The sequence below is a fragment of the Promicromonospora sp. AC04 genome (assembly GCF_003058225.1).
Lineage (GTDB): Bacteria > Actinomycetota > Actinomycetes > Actinomycetales > Cellulomonadaceae > Promicromonospora.
Genome location: NZ_QBUG01000002.1, coordinates 511,096 through 531,997, shown reverse-complemented (window position 1 = coordinate 531,997; position 20,902 = coordinate 511,096). Strand labels below are relative to the sequence as shown.

Here is a 20,902-nt window from a genome sequence, read left to right as displayed (position 1 = left end):
TCACAGCTCCTGGAGGCGCTCCTTCAGGGCCATCGCGGCGCGTGCCCGGAGCATCGGGGCCTCCGCCTCGTCGTCCGACGCCGCCGCCGCGACCGTCGCCATGTGGGCCGCGAACCGGGCGTCGGTCGCGGCGAGGGTGGCTTCCGGCTCGGCGCGGTACGCCTCGGCGACGTCGTCCAGCGCACCGTCGTGGAAGGTCACGCCCATGTCGTCGATCGGCAGCACGACGTCGTAGATCGCTGACGCGACCGCCGCCTCGACGCGTGCCGTGATGTCGATTTCGCCCGAGTTGTTCATGCGCGCAAACCTACCGGCAGAGTCCGGGCGGCGTCCCGGAAAGGTCACGCGATCCAGCCGCGGTCCCGGGCCACGGTCACGGCCGCCGTCCGGTCGGCGACGCCGAGCTTGGCGAACGCCCGGATGAGGTGCGTCTTGACAGTGGCCTCCGTGATCGACAGCTCGCGCCCGACCTCCGAGTTCGAGCGGCCGAGCGCCACGAGCGTGAGCACCTCGGCCTCCCGCGCCGAGGGCCGCTCTGCGGCCGTGCGGACCGAGCTGACCAGGCGCGTCGCCACGCTCGGGGCCAGCACCGTCTCGCCCCGGGCCGCGGCCCGGATGCCCGCGACGAGCACTGCGCGGGGCGTGTCCTTCAGCAGGTACCCGGTCGCCCCGGCCTCGACGGCGCGCAGGATGTCGGCGTCGGTGTCGTAGGTCGTCAGCACCACCACACGCGGCCCGGCGCCGGACACTCCCGCGCCGACGATCCCGGCGGTCGCCGCGACGCCGTCGAGCACCGGCATGCGTAGGTCCATGAGCACGACGTCGGGCCCGAGCGCAGCCGCCAGCTCCACCGCCTCCTGCCCGTCGGCGGCCTCACCCACCACCTCGAGGTCCTCCTCGACGCTGAGCATGCCCGCCAGCCCGGACCGCACCACCGGATGGTCGTCCACCACCAGCACCCGGATCATCGCGCCACCCCCTGCGTACCGTCGTGTGTCCGAGGCTCGGCCCCGGCTGTCCTGCTCGAATCTGCCCCTGTGCTCGATCCGGCATCGGGCCGGGCACTGGCTTCGGGCCGGGCGCCGGCAGCGCTCCCGTCCTCGACCGGTATTCGGGCCCGCAGGACCGTGCCGCTGCCGTCCCCCGACACGACCGCCAGTGTGCCGCCCACCGATCGCACCCGGTCGCGCATCCCGGACAGCCCGAACCCGTCGGCGACGTCGGGGCCGAGACCCCGCCCGTCGTCGCCCACCGTGAGGATCACCTCCCCCTCGTCCTGGGCCAGGCGCACGACGACGGTCTGCGCCGCCGCGTGCCGTCGCACGTTCGTCAGCGCTTCCTGGGCGGCCCGCAGCAGCACCACCTCGATCGTCGGCGGGAGCGGCCCGACGCCGTCGGCCCGGAAGCCCACCAACAGGTCGGACTCCAGGGCGAACCGCTCCGTGAGCCGACGCAGCGCCTGGGGGAGCGAAGCGTCCTGCAGCGCCACGGGCGCGAACGCCGCCACCAGGGCGCGCGCCTCGGCGAGGTTGTCTCGGGCGGTGTCCTCGACGACGTGCAGCCGCTCGCGCACGGCGCCGTCGTCCCCGATGTCGAGGGCCGCCGTGGCGGCCTGCGCCTGCATGACCACGCTCGTGAACCCCTGGGCGAGCGTGTCGTGGATCTCCCGGGCGAGGCGCTCCCGCTCGGCCACGACACCGGCCTCGTGGTTGGTCCGCGCGAGCTCCGCCTGCGCGGCCCGCAGCTCGTCGAGCAGGCGTGCGTGCTCCTCCGCGCGCCGCATCGCCACGTGGAACCAGAGCCCCAGCCCGATGGCGAACACGAACGTCACCAGCATCTGCGGCACCACGCTGGCCGCGACGCGGGGATCGAAGCCGTACGCCGCCGAGATGCCGACCGTCACCGCCACCACGAGGACGGCGCAGCCGATCACACCCTCGCGGATCGACTCGAGCAGCATCCACACCTGGGCGAACGCGATGAACATCAGGAACGTCGCGACGCCGGCCTGCGACACGGCCACGCCCGTGCCCAGGACCAGCACCACCAGATACGCCACTGCAGGCCGCCGCTCCCGGTTGCGGGCTGCCTTCGCGCCCCACAGCACGTAGGCGACCACTATCGCGCCCATCGCCGCATATGCGATCGCGAGCTGCGTACCCCTCGTGCCCTCCATCGGCAGGGCGACGGCGGTGAGGGCGACGATCACCCCGAACGCCGCGTCCCACCACCGCACCTGCTGCTCCCACCCGGCGTACAGGCCCTCGATGGCGCGCTCGCTGCTCAAAGCGGGCTCTCCGCGCGACGCACCCTCGTCTCCCGAAGTGCCCTCGCGTTTCGACGCGCCCTCTCCTCCCGACGCGCCCACGTCAGCCGTCATCGTGCCGCCGCCACCGGAACGTCCGGGTGCCGACCACGAGTGCCACCACCAGCCATGCCGCCAGTACAGCAGCAGTGGCACCGTGCTGCCAGGTCCCGGCCGGCTCCGCTGCCGCGAACGCGTCCGGCAGGAACACCGACCGCATGCCCTGCGCGATCCATTTCAGCGGGAACAGGGAAGACAGGTCGAGCATCCAGCCCGGGATCTGGCTGACCGGGAAGAACACCCCGGACGTGAACTGCAGCACCAGGATCGGCGTGACCACCACGGCGCTCGCGGACCGGCCGGAGCGAGGCACCGACGAGTACGCGACGCCGCACACGGCCCCGGTCGCCGTCCCGAGCAGGAACACCCAGGCGAACGTCACCCAGTGCTCGGCGTCGTCGGGCAGGGGGACGTCGAAGGCGAGCGCGGCGACCGCGAGCAGCAGGGCGGTCTGCACGAGCACGGTGACCAGCGACAGGAACACCTTGCCCAGGAAGTACGACGTGGCGGGCAGCGGCGTGGCACGGAGGCGCTTGAGCGTCCCGTCGTCGCGCTCGACGGCGATCGACATGGCGAGCGTCTGGTAGGTGGAGAGCATGACGCCGGTCGCCACCATGCCGGGCAGGAAGTACTGCGCGAAGCCGACGGTGACGCCGCCCGCGACGATCGGGTCGTCGTCGCCGAAGACCGTGGCGAAGATCGCGAGCATGACTATCGGGTAGGCGAAGCCGAAGATCATCGAGTCGCGCTCGCGCACGAACTGCAGCAGCTCCACGCCGCCGCGCACCAGCCCGAGCCAGAGCGTGCCGGGCAGCTTCCGGGCGGTGCTCGACGTCGTGCCGGTCGTCGAGGTCGTAGCCGTGCTCATCACGCCGCCTCCTTGTTGTCGTCGGCCGGCTTTCCGTAGTCGGCAGGGGTCTCGCCGATCAGGGACAGGTACACGTCCTCGAGCGTCGGGCGGGACACGGAGAGGCCGGGTACCTCGCCGTCGGGCCCGGCCGCGGCAATCAGTCGCGCGACGGCGGCGGTGGGCCGGTCTGTCCGCTCGGTGCGGCGCACACCGCCGTCGTCCCACGCGACCACGGGGGTGCGGGCCCCGGGCCCGCCCAGGGTGTCGGGCGGGCCCTCGGCGACCACCACGCCGTCGCGCACGACGACGACGCGGTCGGCCAGCTGGGCGGCCTCGTCCAGGTAGTGGGTGGTCAGCAGGATGGTGGTGCCGTCGTCACGCAGCCCGGTCACGAGGTCCCAGAAGGAGCGCCGTGCCTGTGGGTCGAACCCGGTGGTGGGCTCGTCCAGGAACAGCAGCTCGGGCCGGCCGACGATCCCGAGCGCCACGTCCAGCCGCCGCCGCTGCCCGCCGGACAGCCCGCGCGTCCGCGCCTTGACCTTCTCCGCGAGCCCGACGGCGGCGATCACCTCCGCCGGGTCGCGCGGGTCCGGATAGGACGCCGCGGTGGCCCGCACCTTCTCCACGACCGTGAGCTCGCTGAGGTCCCGGGAGTCCTGCATGACGACGCCGATCCGCGCCCGCCACGCGCGCCCGGCCTCACGCGGGTCCTCGCCGAGGACGACCACGTCGCCGTCGTCCCGGTCGCGGAAGCCCTCGAGGATCTCGATGGTGGTGGTCTTGCCCGCGCCGTTGGGGCCAAGGACCGCCACGATCTCACCGCGGCCGACGTCGAGGTCCAGGCCGGCGACGGCGTCCTTGAACCCGGTGCGGGTGTTGCCGTACCGCTTGCGGAGGCCGCGTACCCGCACGGCCGGGGAGTCGGATGTCTGCATGCCTCGAGCATGCTCCGTGCGGCACCCGCTGCGGGACGCCCGTTCGGCTACATCTGCTGTCCACCGTTCAGTGGACACGCGCCGTCCGTGGCCTGCGCCGGGCTCGTGCGGGGCCACCCGGAACGGGTTCGACCTACGGCCGTGGGTACCGTACAGTTGTGCCTCGGTGATCGATGCTCACCTTTTGTGGCGTGCCCCTCCGGGGCTCGTGCAAGCACTTGACGGGCATCGAAACACAAAGGGTAGTGGCGCAATTGGTAGCGCAGCGGTCTCCAAAACCGCAGGTTGCAGGTTCGAGTCCTGTCTACCCTGCCAGCGTGAACCCCAGCGGGGCCGCGCGCAGCGGGCCCACGTGAGTGGACCTGGAATGCCAGTCCGCGCCGCCCGGCGCGCCGGGCCACAGGAGTGGGGTAGCAGTGAGCGACACCGAGGTGATCCAGAGCGCCGCGGAGCGTCCGAGCAAGGGCGGCGGCAACATCTTCGCCCGAATCGCGCTCTTCGTGCGCCAGGTGGTGGCCGAGCTCAAGAAGGTCGTCGCGCCCACGCGCTCCGAGCTCATCACGTACACGACCGTGGTGCTGGTCTTCCTGATCGTGGTCATGATCTTCGTGACGGCTCTCGACTACGCGTTCGGCTGGCTCATGATCTGGGTGTTCGGCTGATCGGTGCTCTCGGAGGCGGCAGCTGACGCAGCCGTCGACGGGCCCCGATCGCGGGCCCGGGCCGGTCCGGGTGCGCCGGACGAGCACATGGGGCACGCTGCGCAGTACTTCGCTGTGATCGTTCTCGCCTGTCGCTGATTGTCCCTTGGCGGCAGTTTCGCGCGACAATGGGCGGACACAGCTCGTAGAAGTACGCACACCCGTGCCGGGCGTAGCCCCGGCGCACGAAGAGAAAGCAGGTTCGTTTCGTGTCCCAGGACTCTCTGGACCAGACGGAGAACGTCTCGACGCCCGAAGGCGACGACGCGGCCGTCGACGCGCCCCTGGACGCCGAGAACGCTGACGTGCCTGCGGACGCCGAGACTCCGGCCGAGACCGACGCCGAGACCACGGACGAGGACGAGGTCGAGGGCGACGCCACCGACGAGCGCCCCGTCGACGCCGACGGCGACGTCATCGTGGACGAGGTCGAGGAGTTCAAGCGAACCCTCCGTAGCCAGTTCGGCGACTGGTACGTCATCCACTCGTACGCGGGCTACGAGAAGCGCGTGAAGACCAATCTCGAGAACCGCATCCAGAGCCTGAACATGGAGGACTACATCTTCCAGGTCGAGGTTCCGATGGAGGAAGTCGCCGAGATCAAGAACGCGCAGAAGAAGATCGTGAGCCGCGTCCGTATCCCGGGCTACGTCCTCGTGCGCATGGACCTGACCGACGAGTCGTGGGGCGCCGTGCGGCACACGCCGGGCGTCACCGGCTTCGTCGGGCACACGCACCAGCCGGTGCCGCTGAGCTTCGACGAGATCTACTCGATGCTCGCGCCGTCGATGCTGCCCCAGCCGGCGCAGGCCGGCCAGGCCGCCGCCGGTGGTGGCGCGGCGTCGACCGGTGGCAAGGCCCCGATCCACGTCGACTTCGAGGTCGGCGAGTCGGTGACCGTGACGGACGGGCCGTTCGACACGCTGCCCGCCTCGATCTCCGAGATCAACGTCGAGGCCCAGAAGCTCAAGGTCCTCGTTTCCATCTTCGGCCGGGAGACCCCGGTCGAGCTGGGGTTCAACCAGGTCGCCAAGATCTGATCGGTTCGTCCCTCAGCATTGCAACCGGGTCATCGCCCACGGCGTCGGCCCAATCGAACAGAAGGTAGAAAAAGCATGCCCCCGAAGAAGAAGGTCTCCGGCCTCATCAAGCTGCAGATCCAGGCCGGCGCCGCGACGCCGGCTCCGCCGATCGGCCCCGCACTGGGTCAGCACGGCGTGAACATCATGGAGTTCTGCAAGGCGTACAACGCCGCGACCGAGTCGCAGCGCGGCAACGTCGTCCCGGTCGAGATCACGGTGTACGAGGACCGCTCGTTCACCTTCATCACCAAGACCCCGCCGGCCGCCGAGCTGATCAAGAAGGCCGCCGGCGTGCCCAAGGGCTCGCCGACGCCGCACACGGTCAAGGTCGCCTCGATCACGAAGGCTCAGGTCCGCGAGATCGCCACGACCAAGCTGCCGGACCTCAACGCGAACGACCTCGACGCCGCGTCGCTGATCATCGCGGGCACCGCCCGCTCCATGGGCATCACCGTTTCCGAGTGATTTCCCCCCGGGGCTGACTGTCCCGGACCGCACGAGGTGACCGGCGAACGCCGTCGGACACCACAGTGGCAGGGCCACAGGCCCGCTACGACCACAAGGAGAGAAATATGGCAAAGCGCAGCAAGGCGTACCTCGCCGCCGCGGAGAAGATCGACAGCGACGCGCTGTACGCGCCGCTGGACGCCATCCGTTTGGCCAAGGAGACCGCCACCGTCAAGTACGACGCGACCGTCGAGGTCGCGTTCCGGCTGAGCGTGGACCCGCGCAAGGCGGACCAGATGGTCCGCGGCACGGTCAACCTGCCGAACGGCACGGGCAAGACCGCCAAGGTCATCGTGTTCGCCAACGCCGCCAAGGCGGAGGAAGCCCGCGCGGCCGGCGCCGACGAGGTCGGCGGCGACGACCTGATCGAGAAGGTGGCCGCCGGCTACACCGACTTCGACGCGGCAGTCGCCACGCCGGACCTCATGGGCAAGGTCGGTCGCCTCGGTAAGGTGCTGGGCCCCCGCGGCCTCATGCCGAACCCGAAGACCGGCACCGTGACCATGGACGTGACCAAGGCCGTGTCCGACATCAAGGGCGGCAAGATCGAGTTCCGTGTCGACAAGCACGCGAACCTGCACTTCATCATCGGCAAGGCCTCCTTCTCGGAGACCCAGCTGCTGGAGAACTACGCCGCCGCGCTCGACGAGGTCCTGCGCCTCAAGCCGTCGTCCTCGAAGGGTCGCTACATCAGCAAGGCGACCATGACCACGACGATGGGCCCCGGCATCCCGCTGGACCAGAGCAAGACCACCAAGCTGCTGGAAGACGCCTCGGCCTGATCCGAGCGCTCCTGAGCGCAAGAAGGCCCGCACCCCGTAACGGGGTGCGGGCCTTCTTGATTTCTCATCCGCGACCATGTATCGAAACCGGGTGTTCGCCCCTCTTGTCTGATGAGCGGCATTCTGCCGACGTGCGCCGAGGAGAGAGGAGTGCCTGATGGGCACAGCCTTCTACCTCCCCGGATCCGCGCGCTCGGCCGTAGACTCGGCTGGTCCAAGTGCTCCACGTCCCCTACCGGGAGTGGAAACAACCGCCAGCAGAGAATCCCGTGGTGCAATGACAGGATCAAGGGAGGCCCTGCCCGACGTCGACGGGTCCGGTCTCACGCTCGGCGATCGCGCCGCGATCGCGCTGACCGAGTACCGCGCGGGCAACCACCAGGCACTCGGTGAGCTGGTCCGCGAGGCAACGCCGCTGCTCTGGCACACGGTCCGCGCACAGGGGGTCGACCGTGACGCCGCAGAGGACGTCGTGCAGAGCACCTGGGTGGCGCTCGTACGGCACGCGGAGACGATCGCGGAGCCGAAGGCCGTCCTGAAGTGGCTCCTGGTGACGGCGAAGCGCGCCGCCTGGGAGGCGGTGCGCAAGCACCGTGACGACGAGAAGCGCCGCACGGAGCTCCCGGACGACAGCCCGGAGCATCCGATGGCGCTCCCGGCAAAGGATCCGCTGCCCGACGCCGAGGTGCTGCGCGACGAACGCGATCGCATCCTGTGGATGTCGCTCCAGGAACTTCCCAGACGCTGCCAGGAACTGCTGCGTCTGGTTTCGCTCGCCGATCGGCCGGACTACCGGCACATCTCGGCGGCGATCGGAATGCCGATGGGCTCCATCGGCTCGACTCGTGGCCGCTGCTTGGCGAAGCTGCGCACCATCCTCGACGAGCAGGGGGACTTCTCGTGGATCTGACGCCGGAACCCAACAAGGACGACGAGGCCGTGGGGGACCTCTCGTTCGACCCGAAGGGCGTGCTGGACGCCGGGGACGGCGCTGTGCTGACCCGCCTCGCCCACGTGGTGGAGGCGGTGGACCCCGTCCCGGACGAGCTCGTGGAGCGGTCGCTGTTCGCGATCACGCTGGCCGGCCTCGAGGCCGACCTGATGGAGGCCGTCTATCTCGACACACCGCTCGCAGGCGTCCGGGGGGCCGCCGCAGCCGCACGCGCCGACGACGCTTCGCCCGCCGAGGCGAAGACCATCACCTTCACGCACGACTCGCTGACCGTCATGATCAGCCTGTCTCCGTCTCCCGGGGGCCGGGTTCGGATCGACGGCTGGGCCGCCCCGGCGGCGGGCCTCTCCGTTGAGCTGCATCGACCAGGGGTCGACGTCGTCACCGTCGCCTCCGACGAGGACGGCCGGTTCTCCTTCGACTCCGTCGAGCGCGGTCGCGCGAGCCTGGTGGTCCGCCGGACCGACGGCGGTGGCGGAGCCGTGAGCACGCCGGTTATCGAGCTATGAACTCTTGAGTTCTTGAATATCTGACCTTCAGACCTTCAGACCGGCCGAGGGGCGCGGTGGGGGGTCTACCAGGTACGCCTATCGATCGAGAGGTACTGCTGTGAGTGAGCCCATGCCCGAAGGACTGCGTGTACGGGACCACGCCGGAGGATGGCGTCCGGTCCGGGAGCTCGATCCGGCTGAGGCGCCCTGTCGGCGTGACATCCGGCTGGCACCCACGCGGTACGTCGCGGACCGGCTGATCGTGCGCGGCACACCCGGGGAGGACGACGGACTGCTGGCGCTGCTCCGCGAGCGGGCGGCCGACCGCGGCCTCTTGCTGGAGGAGGAGGAGCTTCCCTCGGCGCCCATGAGGTCGGAGGTGCCGCGGACGGGCGTGGCGCTGCACGTGGCCGCAGGGGGTAGCGAGGACGCGGACGTGTGGGACCTCCTTGACGACGTTACGTCCTTGGCCGGCGAGGAGGACCGGAAGCGGATTGGGTTGGACCATGTGTTGCAGGGACACCAGAACAGGCCTGGCGTTGCGCAGCCAGGGGACCGGGAGCCGTCTCTTCATGTCGGCACCGTCCCGCGAAGGGTCCTCGGAACCGGGCCTACGCCGTGGCTCTCCGACGACGGAGTGCAACGTCCGGTCGTCGCCCTGGTCGACACCGGGATCGGCGCGCACCCATGGTTCGACCGCTCGCACGTCGTTATCCGGGATGCCGAGATCGACGGACGGCCGATCGGCACCTTCACCGACGACGAGCCGGCGACGGGCCACGAGCCGTCGACGGAGCTGGCGCCGTACGTGGGGCACGGGACATTCATCGCGGGTGTGGTGCACCAGGTGTGCCCGGACGCCGCGATCCTTCCCGTTCGGGTGATGTACACGGATGGGGAGGTCCGCGAGTGGGACCTGGTGCGCTCGCTCGAGAGGCTGCTGGAGTACCACCTGCGGGGCGTTTCCGGTATCGATGGCTACACCCCGGTCGACGTCGTAGTGCTGGCTCTCGGCTTCCAGCCCGAGGTTCTCGAGGACGACGACTATGAGGGCATGCTCCGCGGTGTGTTGCGCGACCTTCGCCGGGCGGGTGTCCTTGTCGTCGCGTCGGCCGGCAACGACGGCGGGGATCGGCCCGTGTTCCCTGCGGCCTGGGCGCCCCACGTGCGGCGTGTGGACGGCCGAGCAGAGCCGCTGGACATCCGTGACCTGCGGGCGGACTACACTCCACTGCTCGTGGTCACGGCGTCCAACCCAAACGGCACGCTCGCGGAATTTGCCAACGACGGACCATGGGTGACGAGTGTGCGCCCGGGTACCAACGTGCACAGCACGATGCCGGCTACTGCCGACGGAGCCCTGCTGCCGCAGCGGCTGTCCGAAGGGGGCCGGGAGTCAGTCGATCCGGACGACTTCACGGGCGGGTTCGCCACGTGGAGCGGGACCTCGTTCTCCTCGCCGGTACTTGCCGGAGAGCTGGCCCAGCACTTGCTGAACGGCCGGATCGCGGAGGGCACGGCTGATCGGGTTGCAGCGGCGTGGGAGGCTGCACACCAGGCGACGGGACTGCCGATCCCGAACTGAAGACGATGGGGTGAACGTGGAGGCGACCACACGTAGTGGCCCGTGGGTGCGGCTGTTCGAGCGACTGGAAGTCGCTCGCGACCTGCATGCGCGAGCGAAGTGGTCGTCCGCGGAATCCGACTTCCGCGCGCTCCTGACCGACCTGGCCGGGTTGGATCCCGACCAGCTCGACCCGACGGGCAGAGCGCAGTGGGCCGAGCTGATGGTGCGGAGCTATCTGGGTCTGTCGAATCCGGTTCATGCACTGACTGGGTCGCTTGTCGACGCTCTCGCGCTGTGCGACCGGGCAGCGGAGATCGAGAGCGGGGCTCTCGATCCGTCGATGTCGAGCCTGATCTTCGTCCAGCGTGGTGTGCTCCACTCCAGGTCGGGGAACCTGCGCCAAGCCCTGGGGCACCTCACCGAAGCGGTGCGGACACCGGGCCTCACTGACCACCGTGACTTGGCGATCGCCTACCTGAACCGGGGCGCAGTGTTCGGCATGCTCGGGGAGTTCACCGAGGCCCTTCGTGACTACGAGGAGGCGAGAGCGCACGCCGTAGCCCTGGGCAACCCGCAGTTCGTTTCGTTCGCTCTGCACAATTTCGGCTATGCGCAGTACACGCTTGGCGACCTGCCTGGCGCTCTGCTGTCGATGGAGAAGGCGCGCCTCGCGGCTCCGGACCAGGACGACGGCATCCCGGAGCTGGGTCGCGCTGAGGTGCTCTTCGAGAGCGGATTGCTTGCTGATGCCGAGCAGTTGCTGTCGACGGCCACCGAGCGACTGGCGCGTGCAGCGCTTCGCAGCGACCACGCAGTGGCTGAATGGTTCCGAGCGCGAGCCCTGATGGGCCTTCATCGCTTCGAGGAGGCGCGCGCGCAGGCGGCCCAGGCGCGTCGGCGATTCGAGCGCGGTGGGCAACCGTCGATGGCGGCGCTGGCCAGGGTCCTTGAGCTCGAGTCGTTGCTGTCGGAGGCTCTCCGCTCTTCGAACGGTTTTTCGCCGGTAGTCGCTCGTCGTCGGGCGCGGCAAGCGATAACGGTTGCCGAGGTCGGCGACGAGGCCGGTCCCACTTTTGGCTATCACCCGGGGCACACCGCGCGGCTGGTTGCCGCGCGCTGGTTCGTCCTTGCGGGTGACTTCGATGCCGCCCGCGCCGTCCGTGCCCAGCTGCCCCGCACTCTGACGAGCGCTCCACTGACCGTGCGGGTCCAGCACTACACAGTCCAGGCAGAGCTCGCGTTCGCCGAGGGCGACCGTGCGAGGGGGCTGCGCGCGGTCCGTGCCGGCCTGAGCCTTCTCACCGATCACCGCAGCCGGCTCGGCTCGGTCGAGTCCGTCACGGCTGCGGCAGCGCACGGCGTCGACCTGACTTTCGTCGACGTCGATGCCGCCGAGCGCACAGGCCGTCCCGCCGCCCTGTTCGACGCGTTGGAGCGAGGCCGCGCCACGTTCGCCGGCACGGGTCGCGTCACTCCGCCAGACGATCCGCAGGCTGCCGCGCTCCTCACCGAGGCACGCGGCCTGTTGGCGAGGGCCCGCGAGCTCGGCGCGGCCGAGGCCAGGGAGCGTGAACGGCTGACCCACCGCGCCCGCCGTATCCAGGACGAGGTGCGGGAACGCTCGTGGCGGCACGCCGGGAACGCGGGCGCGGTACAGCGCCCCGCAACGGCCCGCGAGCTGCAGCGCGTCCTCGCCGAGCGCGGCGACGGCACCGCGGTGGTGGCCAACTTCGTCGTTCTCGGAGGGGTGCTGCGCTGTGTCCGGGTCGATGCCGTGGGCGTGACGACGGTCGACGTCGGACCGGCACAGGACGTGACCGAGCGGGTCCGCCGCATAGCGGCGGACTTCGCCATGGCGGCCAACGACCTGATCCCGGCGCCCCTGCGCGCCGCCGCCAGCTCGTCGCTGGAGCGCAACCTCAAGATCCTCGACGACATCCTGCTCGCCCCGCTGCAGGCCGATGGCGACCTCTATGTCGTGGCTCGCGAACCGCTGCTCAGAGTCCCGTGGACGGTCCTCCCGTCCCGCAGCGGCCTGCGTACCGCCGTGAACTCCTACGTCGCCCGCGGCCGCACCCACGCGCGCCCCTCGGGCAAGCGCCGCCTGCTCGCGGCCGCAGGACCCGGAGTGACGCACGGTGCCGCCGAGGCTCATGCCGTCGGGCGGCAGTGGGCCGGCGTAACCGTGCTGACCGGGGATGACGCCGTCACCGAGCACGTCCGCACGGCCCTCGCCACGCACGACGTCGTGCACCTCGCGACCCACGGCCAGCACGACGCCGACAACCCGCTGTTCGCCTCGATCGACCTAGCGGACGGTCCGCTGTTCGCCCACGAGCTCGACGGGACGCCGCTGCCGGGGTCGGTGGTGATCCTGTCGTCGTGCGAGGTCGGCGGTTCCACCCAGGTGCTCGGCGGTGAGCTGCTGGGCCTTACGTCGGTCCTCCTGCGCCTGGGAGCCCGAGCGGTCATCGCGTCGGTCGCCAAGCTCTCCGACGAGCTCGCCGCCCGCGTCATGCCCCGCCTGCACGCCCACCTCCGCGAGACCGACGACCCGGAGGCGGCGCTCGCCGCGGCCCTCACGGACGTGGCCGAGCCGGTGCCGCTCGTCTGCTTCAGCTCGGTCGAAGGGCTGGCAGTCGCCTGATCCGCCGTCGAGGTTGTCCGTCGAGGGACGTCGCCGAGGCAGCCCGCAGTCGCCGAGCTCAAGCCCCTGACCTGCGCCGTCGCACCGGACAGTGACATAACCCACTATGCCCCGCTATTGTGTCCCGCCCGATGCCCACCAGGGCATGGAGAAACAAGGGGCAACCATGTGGCCGGAACTCGAGGCGGAGCTGCTGGCCGCCCGGGATCTGAGCTCCCGGTCGCGGCCCGGCGACGCCCTGCCCCGGTTCCGCGAGGTGCTCGACCGGCTCCGAGCCGTCGACCCCGCCGGTCTCACTCCAGCGGACCACGAGCGCTGGGCCGAGGGCATCGTGCGCTCCCTGATGGGGGAGGCAGTGGCGGTCCAGGCGGTCGAGGACACGCTGGACAAGCCGCTCGCCCTGCTCGACGACGCCGAGGGCCGTGCAGCTACCGCGCCGTCACAGGCCCGGGCGCGCCTGGCGGCCATCGTCGCCGGGGCGCGCGGCCTGCTCCTGCAGCGAGCCGGCCGGCTCACCGACGCCATGGCGGCCTTCGACCAGGTCTTCGCGGAACAGGTCGTGCTCCCCAAGCGGGACCTGGCGACGGCCCTGCTCAACCGCGGCGCGACCGCCATCGAGCTCGGCCGGCTCGACGCGGCGCTGCGTGACTTCGACGCCTGCCACGAGGAGGCGGGGCGCGCAGGCCTGTCGAGCGTCGCGTCCCTCGCCCTGCACAACACGGGTTTCGTGCGGTACGCGCTCGGGGACCTGCCGGGTGCGCTGCAGGCCATGGCCGCCGCCCGCGCCGTCGACCCGGAGCGCGCCGACGGCGTGCTCGACATCGGCCGCGGCGCCGTCCTCTACGAGGCGGGTCTGCTCGAGGACGCGGAGCAGGTCCTCACCCAGGCGATCTCCCGCATGGTGGTCCCGGGACGCGCACAGCACCGGGCGGAGGCCGAGTACTTCCGCGCCCGCTGCCTCATGGCGCTGCACCGTTGGGACGAGGCTCGTGCCAGCGCGGCCTTCGCCCGGCGGTACTACGCCGGCGTCGGCCACCCGCAGCGGGCCGCTGTCGCACGCGTCGCGGAGCTCGAGGCGATCCTCCTGCCGATCCGGCGCGGCGAGGCGCCCGTGCCGAGCGACGCGCGCCTCCGCGCCGAGCAGGCGCTCGAAGCAGCCGAGGCAGGCGACGAGGTGGACCCGCTGCTCGGGCAGCACCCCGGCCTGTCCGCGCGGTTCGTAGCCGCGCACTGGTACCTCCTGGCCGACGACGTCGGCGCCGCCCGGGCCGTCCTCGCCGACCTCCCGGACGGCATGGCCGATGCCCCGCTGACCGCTCGGGTCCAGCAGCAGACCGTGCTCGCGCAGATCGCGTTCGCGTCGGGGGACCGGACGGCGGGCGTGGCCGCAGTGCGCGTCGGCCTCGGGCTCCTGGCCGACCACCGCATGGGCCTCGGCTCGGTGGAGTCCGTGACCGCCGCCGCGGCGCACGGCGCCGACCTGCAACGGACCGACGTCGAAGCCGCCCTGCGCACCGGTCATCCTGCCGCGCTGTTCGAGGCGGTCGAACGGGGTCGCGCCACGTTCGCCGGGGCAGGGTGGGCCGCCGCGCCGGACGATCCGGCGGTCGGGGCGCTCCTTACGGAGGCCCGCGGTCTCGTCGTCCGGGCGCGTACGCTCACTGACCGGGAGAGCGCGGCAGAGCGCAAGCACCTGTTCGACCGCTCCCACAGGCTCCTGGCGACGGCCCGCGAACGCGCCTGGCACCGCCCCGGCGACCAAGCAGTCACCGAGGAGCGTCCCGCCACCGTGGCAGAGGTGCGCGACCTGCTCACCGCCCGCGACGACGGCGCCGTCGTCGCGAACTTCCTGGTGATCGACGGCGTCCTGCGGTGCGTCCGGCTGGACGCGCACGGCGCCCGCACCGTGGCCCTCGGGCCACGGGCCGACGTCGCCGAGCGGGTGCTGCGTGCGCGCGCCGACCTCGGGGTGTGCGCCAACGACCGCGTGCCCACCGCGTTGCGCGACGCCGCCCGTCGCTCCCTGACGCGCAACCTCGACGCGCTCGACAGGCTCCTGGTCCTGCCCCTCGAAGTGGACGGCCCGCTGTACGTCGTGGGCCGGGACCCGCTGGTCGGCGTGCCGTGGACCGCGCTCCCGTCCCGACGGGGCAGGCGGACGACCATGCGTTCGTACGTGGCGCGGGGACGGGCCCACCCCCGGCCGGGGGACGGGCACCGGCTCCTCGCCGCGCACGGCCCGAGCGTGACGCTCGGCGCGAGCGAGGTGCGTGCGGTGGGCGAGGTGTGGTCCGGCGCCACCGTCCTCACCGGCGCGGCCGCGACCACCGCGGCCGTACGCGAGGCGCTCGCGACCCACGATGTGGTGCACCTGGCGACCCACGGCCGGCACGACGCCGACAACCCGCTCTTCGCCTCGGTCGACCTCGCCGACGGACCGCTGTTCGCGCACGAGCTCGACGGCACGCGGCTGCCCGAGTCGGTGATCATCCTGTCGGCGTGCGAGGTCGGCGGCTCGTCCCAGGTGGTCGGCGGCGAGGTGCTCGGCCTGACGGCGGTGCTGCTGCGGCTCGGCGCCCGCGCCGTGGTGGCGTCCGTCGGCCCGCTGTCCGACGCCGTCGCCGCCCGCGTGATGCCACGGTTCCACGCCCACCTGCGCGCGACGGACGACCCCGAGGCCGCGCTGGCCGCGGCGCTCGCGGACGAGCCCGAGCCGGTGCCGCTGGTGTGCTTCGGCTCCCTGGAGGGCCTGGACCGCTGACGTGTGGTGAGGGCCACCGCCTGCCGGTGCGGCACCACCCCGGGGATCGTGTAATCTACTCGGGTAACCCAAGACCGCCGGTTGTCCGACGCTGCTCTCTCGTAGAGCGGACGAAGACCGAAGTCCCGCTGAGAGCGGGGGCCTGCGCAGGTGACGAACTCGAGCGCGGCCCTGCCGCGCAAACCGAGCCCCGTGCATCTGCGCCGGGGCTCTTTTTCTCGTTCCGGGGCGTGCCCGGGGCTCATGCCCCAGGGGACGGCGGTACCACCACCGGAAGGATTGCCATGGCGAGGCCGGAGAAGGCAGCCGCTGTCGCAGAGCTCGCGGACAAGTTCCGCGGCTCGAGCGCAGCAGTGCTGACCGAGTACCGCGGGCTCACCGTCGCGCAGCTCAAGGAGCTGCGTCGGTCGCTCAGCGGCAACGCAACCTACGCCGTGGTGAAGAACACGCTGACGGGGATCGCGGCCAAGGAGGCCGGTGTCGAGGGTCTCGACGCCGACCTGAAGGGCCCGTCCGCCATCGCATTCGTGACCGGGGACCCGGTCGAGGCTGCGAAGGGACTGCGTGACTTCGCCAAGGCGAACCCTGCTCTGGTCATCAAGGGTGGCGTGCTCGACGGCCGCCCGATGTCCACCGCAGAGATCACGAAGCTCGCGGACCTCGAGTCCCGCGAGGTTCTGCTGGCCAAGGTGGCCGGCGGTCTGAAGGCCACGCTGACGCGTGCCGCTTACGCCTTCAGCGCCAAGCCCGCCCAGGTCGCCCGCGTTATCGATGCCCTGCGTCAGAAGCAGGAATCGGAGGGCGCTGCCGCCTGATCGGGCGGTCGCGTCAGAACAAGAACCCCCTGCTTCTCGTGGGCCGGCATCGGCCCGCGAAGCGCCTACTGAAAGGAACGCCATCATGGCGAAGCTCAGCACCGACGAGCTCCTGTCCGCCTTCGAGGAGCTCACCCTCATCGAGCTCTCCGACTTCGTGAAGGCTTTCGAGGACAAGTTCGACGTCACCGCCGCGGCCCCGGCCGCCGTTGCCGTGGCCGGCCCGGCCGCTGCCGCCGCCGAGGCTGTCGAGGAGAAGACGGAGTTCGACGTCATCCTTGAGGCCGCTGGTGACAAGAAGATCCAGGTCATCAAGGAGGTGCGCGCGCTCACGTCCCTCGGTCTCAAGGAGGCCAAGGACCTGGTCGACGGCGCACCGAAGCCGGTTCTCGAGGCTGCCGACAAGGAAGCCGCCGAGAAGGCCAAGGCTGCCCTCGAGGGCGCCGGCGCCACCGTCACCCTCAAGTGACCTCAGGCACCACCGCCTTCGGGCTGGTGTGACGGCGGCCCGGGCTCGTCCCGGGCGCCGTCCGCCGAACGCAGAGGCCCGCACCCCTCGGGGTGCGGGCCTCTCGTGTTCCTCCGGATCAGCCGCCGCGCCGCGGCAGTGCGGATACGCAACGATTCGACGAGTATTGCGGTCTCGACGTGCGGGTACTAGGGCGACTGGACATACTAGAACCAGATAGGTATGCTAGCGCTTTGCGCCCGCGTGTGCCCTCGACGCCTCCCCCTGCTTCCCGTAAGTCCTGGTTGCATCCCCGCTTGTGGGATGCCCTCCGGCGACCGGTGAAGTCCGGCAGAGCTTCCTGCAGCACCGCAGAGCGTACAGCGTTCACCCGAACTGCAGGGAAGGACCCCTCTTGGCTGCCTCGCGCACCCCTTCAGCTCCGTCCGCCGAAGCCATTGCGAACCGTACCGCTTCCCGTCGCGTTTCCTTCGCAAAGATCTATGAGCCACTCGAGGTCCCCGACCTGCTTGGCCTGCAGACCGAAAGCTTCGACTGGCTTCTTGGTAACCCAGCCTGGCAGGGCAGGGTAGAAACTGCCAAGGCGGCTGGCCGTAATGATGTCCCGGAAACTTCCGGCCTCGAGGAGATCTTCGAGGAGATCTCCCCGATCGAGGACTTCGGGTCCTCGATGTCCCTCTCCTTCTCGAACCACCGCTTCGAGCCGCCGAAGTACACGGCGGACGAGTGCAAGGAGAAGGACTTCACCTACGCGGCCCCGCTGTTCGTCACCGCGGAGTTCGTCAACTACACCACCGGTGAGATCAAGAGCCAGACGGTCTTCATGGGCGACTTCCCGCTCATGACTGCACGCGGCACCTTCATCATCAACGGCACCGAGCGCGTCGTCGTCTCCCAGCTGGTGCGTTCGCCGGGCGTCTACTTCGAGCGTACGCCGGACAAGACCAGCGACAAGGACGTCTTCTCCGCGAAGATCATCCCGTCGCGTGGCGCCTGGCTCGAGTTCGAGATCGACAAGCGCGACGCCGTCGGCGTGCGCGTCGACCGCAAGCGCAAGCAGTCCGTCACGGTGCTGCTCAAGGCCCTCGGCATGAGCGAGGCGGAGATCCGCGAGGAGTTCGCCGAGTTCCCGTCCGTGCTCGACACGCTCGAGAAGGACCACGTCCACACCGAGGACGAGGCTCTTGTGGACCTGTACCGCAAGATCCGCCCGGGTGAGCCGCCGACGGTTGAGGCCGGCCGCGCGCTGCTCGAGAACTTCTACTTCAACCCGAAGCGCTACGACCTCGCGAAGGTCGGCCGCTACAAGGCGAACAAGAAGCTCGGTGTCGACGCGGAGCTGGCCGAGTCCACGCTGTCGCTGACCGACGTGGTCGCCACGATCAAGTACCTCGCCGCCCTGCACGCGGACAAGGCGATCCTGTCCGGCGTCCGCAACGGCCAGCCCGTCGAGGTGCGCGTCGAGGTCGACGACATCGACCACTTCGGCAACCGCCGTATCCGCGCCGTGGGTGAGCTCATCCAGAACCAGGTGCGCACGGGTCTGTCCCGCATGGAGCGCGTCGTTCGCGAGCGCATGACCACGCAGGACGTCGAGGCCATCACGCCGCAGACGCTGATCAACATCCGTCCGGTCGTCGCGTCGATCCGTGAGTTCTTCGGCACGTCGCAGCTGTCGCAGTTCATGGACCAGAACAACCCGCTGGCCGGCCTGACGCACAAGCGTCGCCTGAACGCGCTGGGCCCGGGTGGTCTGTCGCGCGACCGCGCCGGCATGGAGGTCCGTGACGTCCACCCGTCGCACTACGGCCGCATGTGCCCGATCGAGACCCCTGAGGGTCCGAACATCGGTCTGATCGGCTCGCTCGCGTCGTTCGGTCGCATCAACCCGTTCGGCTTCATCGAGACGCCGTACCGCAAGGTCGAGAACGGCAAGGTCACCGACAACATCGAGTACCTGACGGCCGATGACGAGGACCGCTACATCATCGCGCAGGCGAACACGCCGCTGCTCGAGGACGGCACCTTCGTCCTCGACCGCGTCCTGGTCCGCACCAAGGGTGGCGAGACCAATGACATCCCGGGCGCCGAGGTCGACTACATGGACATCTCGCCGCGCCAGATGGTGTCGGTCGCGACGGCCCTGATCCCGTTCCTCGAGCACGACGACGCCAACCGCGCCCTCATGGGTGCGAACATGCAGCGCCAGGCCGTGCCGCTGGTGCGGTCCGAGGCCCCCGTGGTCGGTACCGGCATGGAGCGCCGTGCGGCGGTCGACGCCGGCGACGTCATCGTGGCGACCAAGCCCGGTGTGGTCACCGAGGTCTCGGCCGACCTGGTGCTCGTGGCGAACGACGACGGCACGACGGGCTCGTACCGCGTGCACAAGTTTGTGCGCTCGAACCAGGGCACGAGCTACAACCAGCGCGTGCTGGTCGACGAGGGTGCGCGGGTCGAGGTCGGCTCCGTCCTCGCCGACGGCCCGGCCACGGACGAGGGCGAGCTCGCGCTCGGCCGCAACCTGCTCGTCGCGTTCATGTCGTGGGAGGGCCACAACTACGAGGACGCGATCATCCTGTCGCAGCGCCTCGTGGAGGACGACGTCCTCTCCTCGATCCACATCGAGGAGCACGAGGTCGACGCTCGCGACACCAAGCTCGGCCCCGAGGAGATCACGCGGGACATTCCGAACGTCTCCGAGGAGGTCCTCGCGGACCTCGACGAGCGCGGCGTGATCCGCATCGGTGCCGAGGTCGGCGCGGGCGACATCCTGGTCGGCAAGGTCACCCCCAAGGGTGAGACCGAGCTGACCCCGGAGGAGCGCCTGCTGCGGGCGATCTTCGGCGAGAAGGCGCGCGAGGTGCGCGACACCTCGCTCAAGGTGCCCCACGGCGAGTCCGGCACGGTCATCGCGGTGCGCGAGTTCAACCGGGAGGACGGCGACGAGCTGCCCGCCGGCGTGAACCAGCTGGTGCGCGTGTACATCGCGCAGCGCCGCAAGATCACGGTCGGTGACAAGCTGGCCGGCCGCCACGGCAACAAGGGCGTCATCTCGAAGATCCTCCCGCAGGAGGACATGCCGTTCCTCGAGGACGGCACGCCCGTCGACGTCATCCTCAACCCGCTGGGTGTGCCGGGCCGCATGAACGTGGGCCAGGTGCTGGAGACCCACCTCGGGTGGATCGCCAAGCAGGGCTGGGACGTCTCGCTGGCCGACGACAAGGGCGGGGAGTGGCTCGAGAGCCTCCCCGAGGTCGCTCACACGAGCGAGCCGGGCCGCCCCGTCGCCACCCCGGTGTTCGACGGCCTGGAGGAGGTCGCGCTCCGCGGTCTCTTCGGGGCCACCCTGCCGAACCGGGACGGCCAGCGCATGGTCAACCAGGACGGCAAGGCGATGCTCTTCGACGGCCGCTCCGGCGAGCCGTTCCCGGAGCCCGTCTCCACCGGCTACATGTACATCCTGAAGCTGCACCACCTGGTCGACGACAAGATCCACGCGCGCTCGACCGGCCCGTACTCGATGATCACGCAGCAGCCGCTGGGTGGTAAGGCGCAGTTCGGTGGTCAGCGGTTCGGTGAGATGGAGGTCTGGGCACTCGAGGCGTACGGCGCCGCGTACACGCTCCAGGAGCTGCTCACCATCAAGTCCGACGACGTCCCGGGCCGTGTCAAGGTCTACGAGGCGATCGTCAAGGGCGAGAACATCCCCGACTCGGGCATCCCGGAGTCCTTCAAGGTGCTCCTCAAGGAGATGCAGTCGCTGTGCCTGAACGTCGAGGTGCTCTCGAGCGACGGTGTCTCCATCGAGATGAAGGAGTCCGACGACGAGGTGTACCGCGCCGCTGAGGAGCTCGGGATCGACCTCTCGCGGCGGCCCAACGCCGCCTCCAGCGTCGACGAGATCTGACACCGGTCCGCGCCCGTTGCACCGGGCGCGGACCTGGACACCACGAGGATTTTCGAGAACTTCAGGAAGTA

General features: G+C 70.4%; 17 protein-coding genes and 1 tRNA gene. 13 read left to right on the top strand and 5 right to left on the bottom strand.

The window, feature by feature from the left end; genetic code table 11:
• The 5 genes from C8K30_RS07900 to C8K30_RS07880 form a co-directional block, all read right to left on the bottom strand.
• Positions 1-297 carry a hypothetical protein gene (locus C8K30_RS07900; protein ID WP_108492322.1) on the bottom strand — a complete coding sequence of 99 codons (297 nt, stop codon included), beginning with the start codon at positions 295-297 and terminating at the stop codon, positions 1-3.
• 44 nt (positions 298-341) lie between these two features.
• A complete protein-coding gene (locus tag C8K30_RS07895) occupies positions 342-968 on the bottom strand; it encodes a response regulator transcription factor (RefSeq protein WP_108492321.1) in 627 nt (208 codons plus the stop codon).
• Positions 965-2,287: a sensor histidine kinase gene (locus C8K30_RS07890; protein WP_233257043.1), complete on the bottom strand. Its 1,323-nt coding sequence runs from the start codon at positions 2,285-2,287 to the stop codon at positions 965-967. The genes C8K30_RS07895 and C8K30_RS07890 overlap by 4 nt, the downstream gene beginning before the upstream one ends.
• Before the next feature lie 82 nt (positions 2,288-2,369).
• Positions 2,370-3,233 (bottom strand): ABC transporter permease, encoded by an 864-nt coding sequence (locus C8K30_RS07885; RefSeq protein ID WP_108492319.1) that lies wholly within the window; start codon positions 3,231-3,233, stop codon positions 2,370-2,372.
• On the bottom strand, positions 3,233-4,150 hold the full coding sequence (locus C8K30_RS07880) for an ABC transporter ATP-binding protein (RefSeq protein ID WP_108492318.1): 918 nt from the start codon (positions 4,148-4,150) through the stop codon (positions 3,233-3,235). Before C8K30_RS07880 ends, C8K30_RS07885 begins: the two co-directional genes overlap by 1 nt.
• Before the next feature lie 239 nt (positions 4,151-4,389).
• Here C8K30_RS07880 and C8K30_RS07875 point away from each other — a divergent pair.
• The 13 genes from C8K30_RS07875 to rpoB all read left to right on the top strand — a co-directional run bounded on the left by C8K30_RS07875 (position 4,390) and on the right by rpoB (position 20,831).
• Positions 4,390-4,465, top strand: a tRNA-Trp gene (locus C8K30_RS07875).
• A 101-nt stretch (positions 4,466-4,566) separates the two neighbouring features.
• Complete coding sequence (gene secE / locus C8K30_RS07870) at positions 4,567-4,812, top strand: preprotein translocase subunit SecE (RefSeq protein ID WP_108492317.1); 246 nt, start codon at positions 4,567-4,569, stop codon at positions 4,810-4,812.
• Between the two features lie 248 nt (positions 4,813-5,060).
• On the top strand, positions 5,061-5,891 hold the full coding sequence (gene nusG, locus C8K30_RS07865; protein WP_108492316.1) for a transcription termination/antitermination protein NusG: 831 nt from the start codon (positions 5,061-5,063) through the stop codon (positions 5,889-5,891).
• A gap of 75 nt (positions 5,892-5,966) precedes the next feature.
• On the top strand, positions 5,967-6,398 hold the full coding sequence (rplK, locus tag C8K30_RS07860; protein WP_108492315.1) for a 50S ribosomal protein L11: 432 nt from the start codon (positions 5,967-5,969) through the stop codon (positions 6,396-6,398).
• A 107-nt stretch (positions 6,399-6,505) separates the two neighbouring features.
• Positions 6,506-7,222 (top strand): 50S ribosomal protein L1, encoded by a 717-nt coding sequence (rplA, locus tag C8K30_RS07855; protein ID WP_108492314.1) that lies wholly within the window; start codon positions 6,506-6,508, stop codon positions 7,220-7,222.
• Positions 7,223-7,499: 277 nt separating this feature from the next.
• Positions 7,500-8,132 (top strand): RNA polymerase sigma factor, encoded by a 633-nt coding sequence (locus C8K30_RS07850; protein WP_108492313.1) that lies wholly within the window; start codon positions 7,500-7,502, stop codon positions 8,130-8,132.
• The gene (locus C8K30_RS07845) at positions 8,123-8,683 is read left to right on the top strand and encodes a carboxypeptidase regulatory-like domain-containing protein (RefSeq protein WP_108492312.1); all 561 of its coding nucleotides are present in this window, start codon (positions 8,123-8,125) and stop codon (positions 8,681-8,683) included. Before C8K30_RS07850 ends, C8K30_RS07845 begins: the two co-directional genes overlap by 10 nt.
• 100 nt (positions 8,684-8,783) lie before the next feature.
• On the top strand, positions 8,784-10,250 hold the full coding sequence (locus C8K30_RS07840; RefSeq protein WP_146197381.1) for a S8/S53 family peptidase: 1,467 nt from the start codon (positions 8,784-8,786) through the stop codon (positions 10,248-10,250).
• A 10-nt stretch (positions 10,251-10,260) separates the two neighbouring features.
• Complete coding sequence (locus C8K30_RS07835; RefSeq protein ID WP_233257042.1) at positions 10,261-12,879, top strand: CHAT domain-containing protein; 2,619 nt, start codon at positions 10,261-10,263, stop codon at positions 12,877-12,879.
• Positions 12,880-13,045: 166 nt separating this feature from the next.
• Positions 13,046-15,640: a CHAT domain-containing protein gene (locus C8K30_RS07830; RefSeq protein WP_108492310.1), complete on the top strand. Its 2,595-nt coding sequence runs from the start codon at positions 13,046-13,048 to the stop codon at positions 15,638-15,640.
• 284 nt (positions 15,641-15,924) lie between these two features.
• Positions 15,925-16,455 (top strand): 50S ribosomal protein L10, encoded by a 531-nt coding sequence (rplJ, locus tag C8K30_RS07825; RefSeq protein ID WP_108492309.1) that lies wholly within the window; start codon positions 15,925-15,927, stop codon positions 16,453-16,455.
• 85 nt (positions 16,456-16,540) lie between these two features.
• Positions 16,541-16,924 carry a 50S ribosomal protein L7/L12 gene (rplL, locus tag C8K30_RS07820; protein WP_108492308.1) on the top strand — a complete coding sequence of 128 codons (384 nt, stop codon included), beginning with the start codon at positions 16,541-16,543 and terminating at the stop codon, positions 16,922-16,924.
• A gap of 394 nt (positions 16,925-17,318) precedes the next feature.
• A complete protein-coding gene (gene rpoB / locus C8K30_RS07815; RefSeq protein WP_108492307.1) occupies positions 17,319-20,831 on the top strand; it encodes a DNA-directed RNA polymerase subunit beta in 3,513 nt (1,170 codons plus the stop codon).
• The last annotated feature ends 71 nt before the right edge of the window (positions 20,832-20,902 follow it).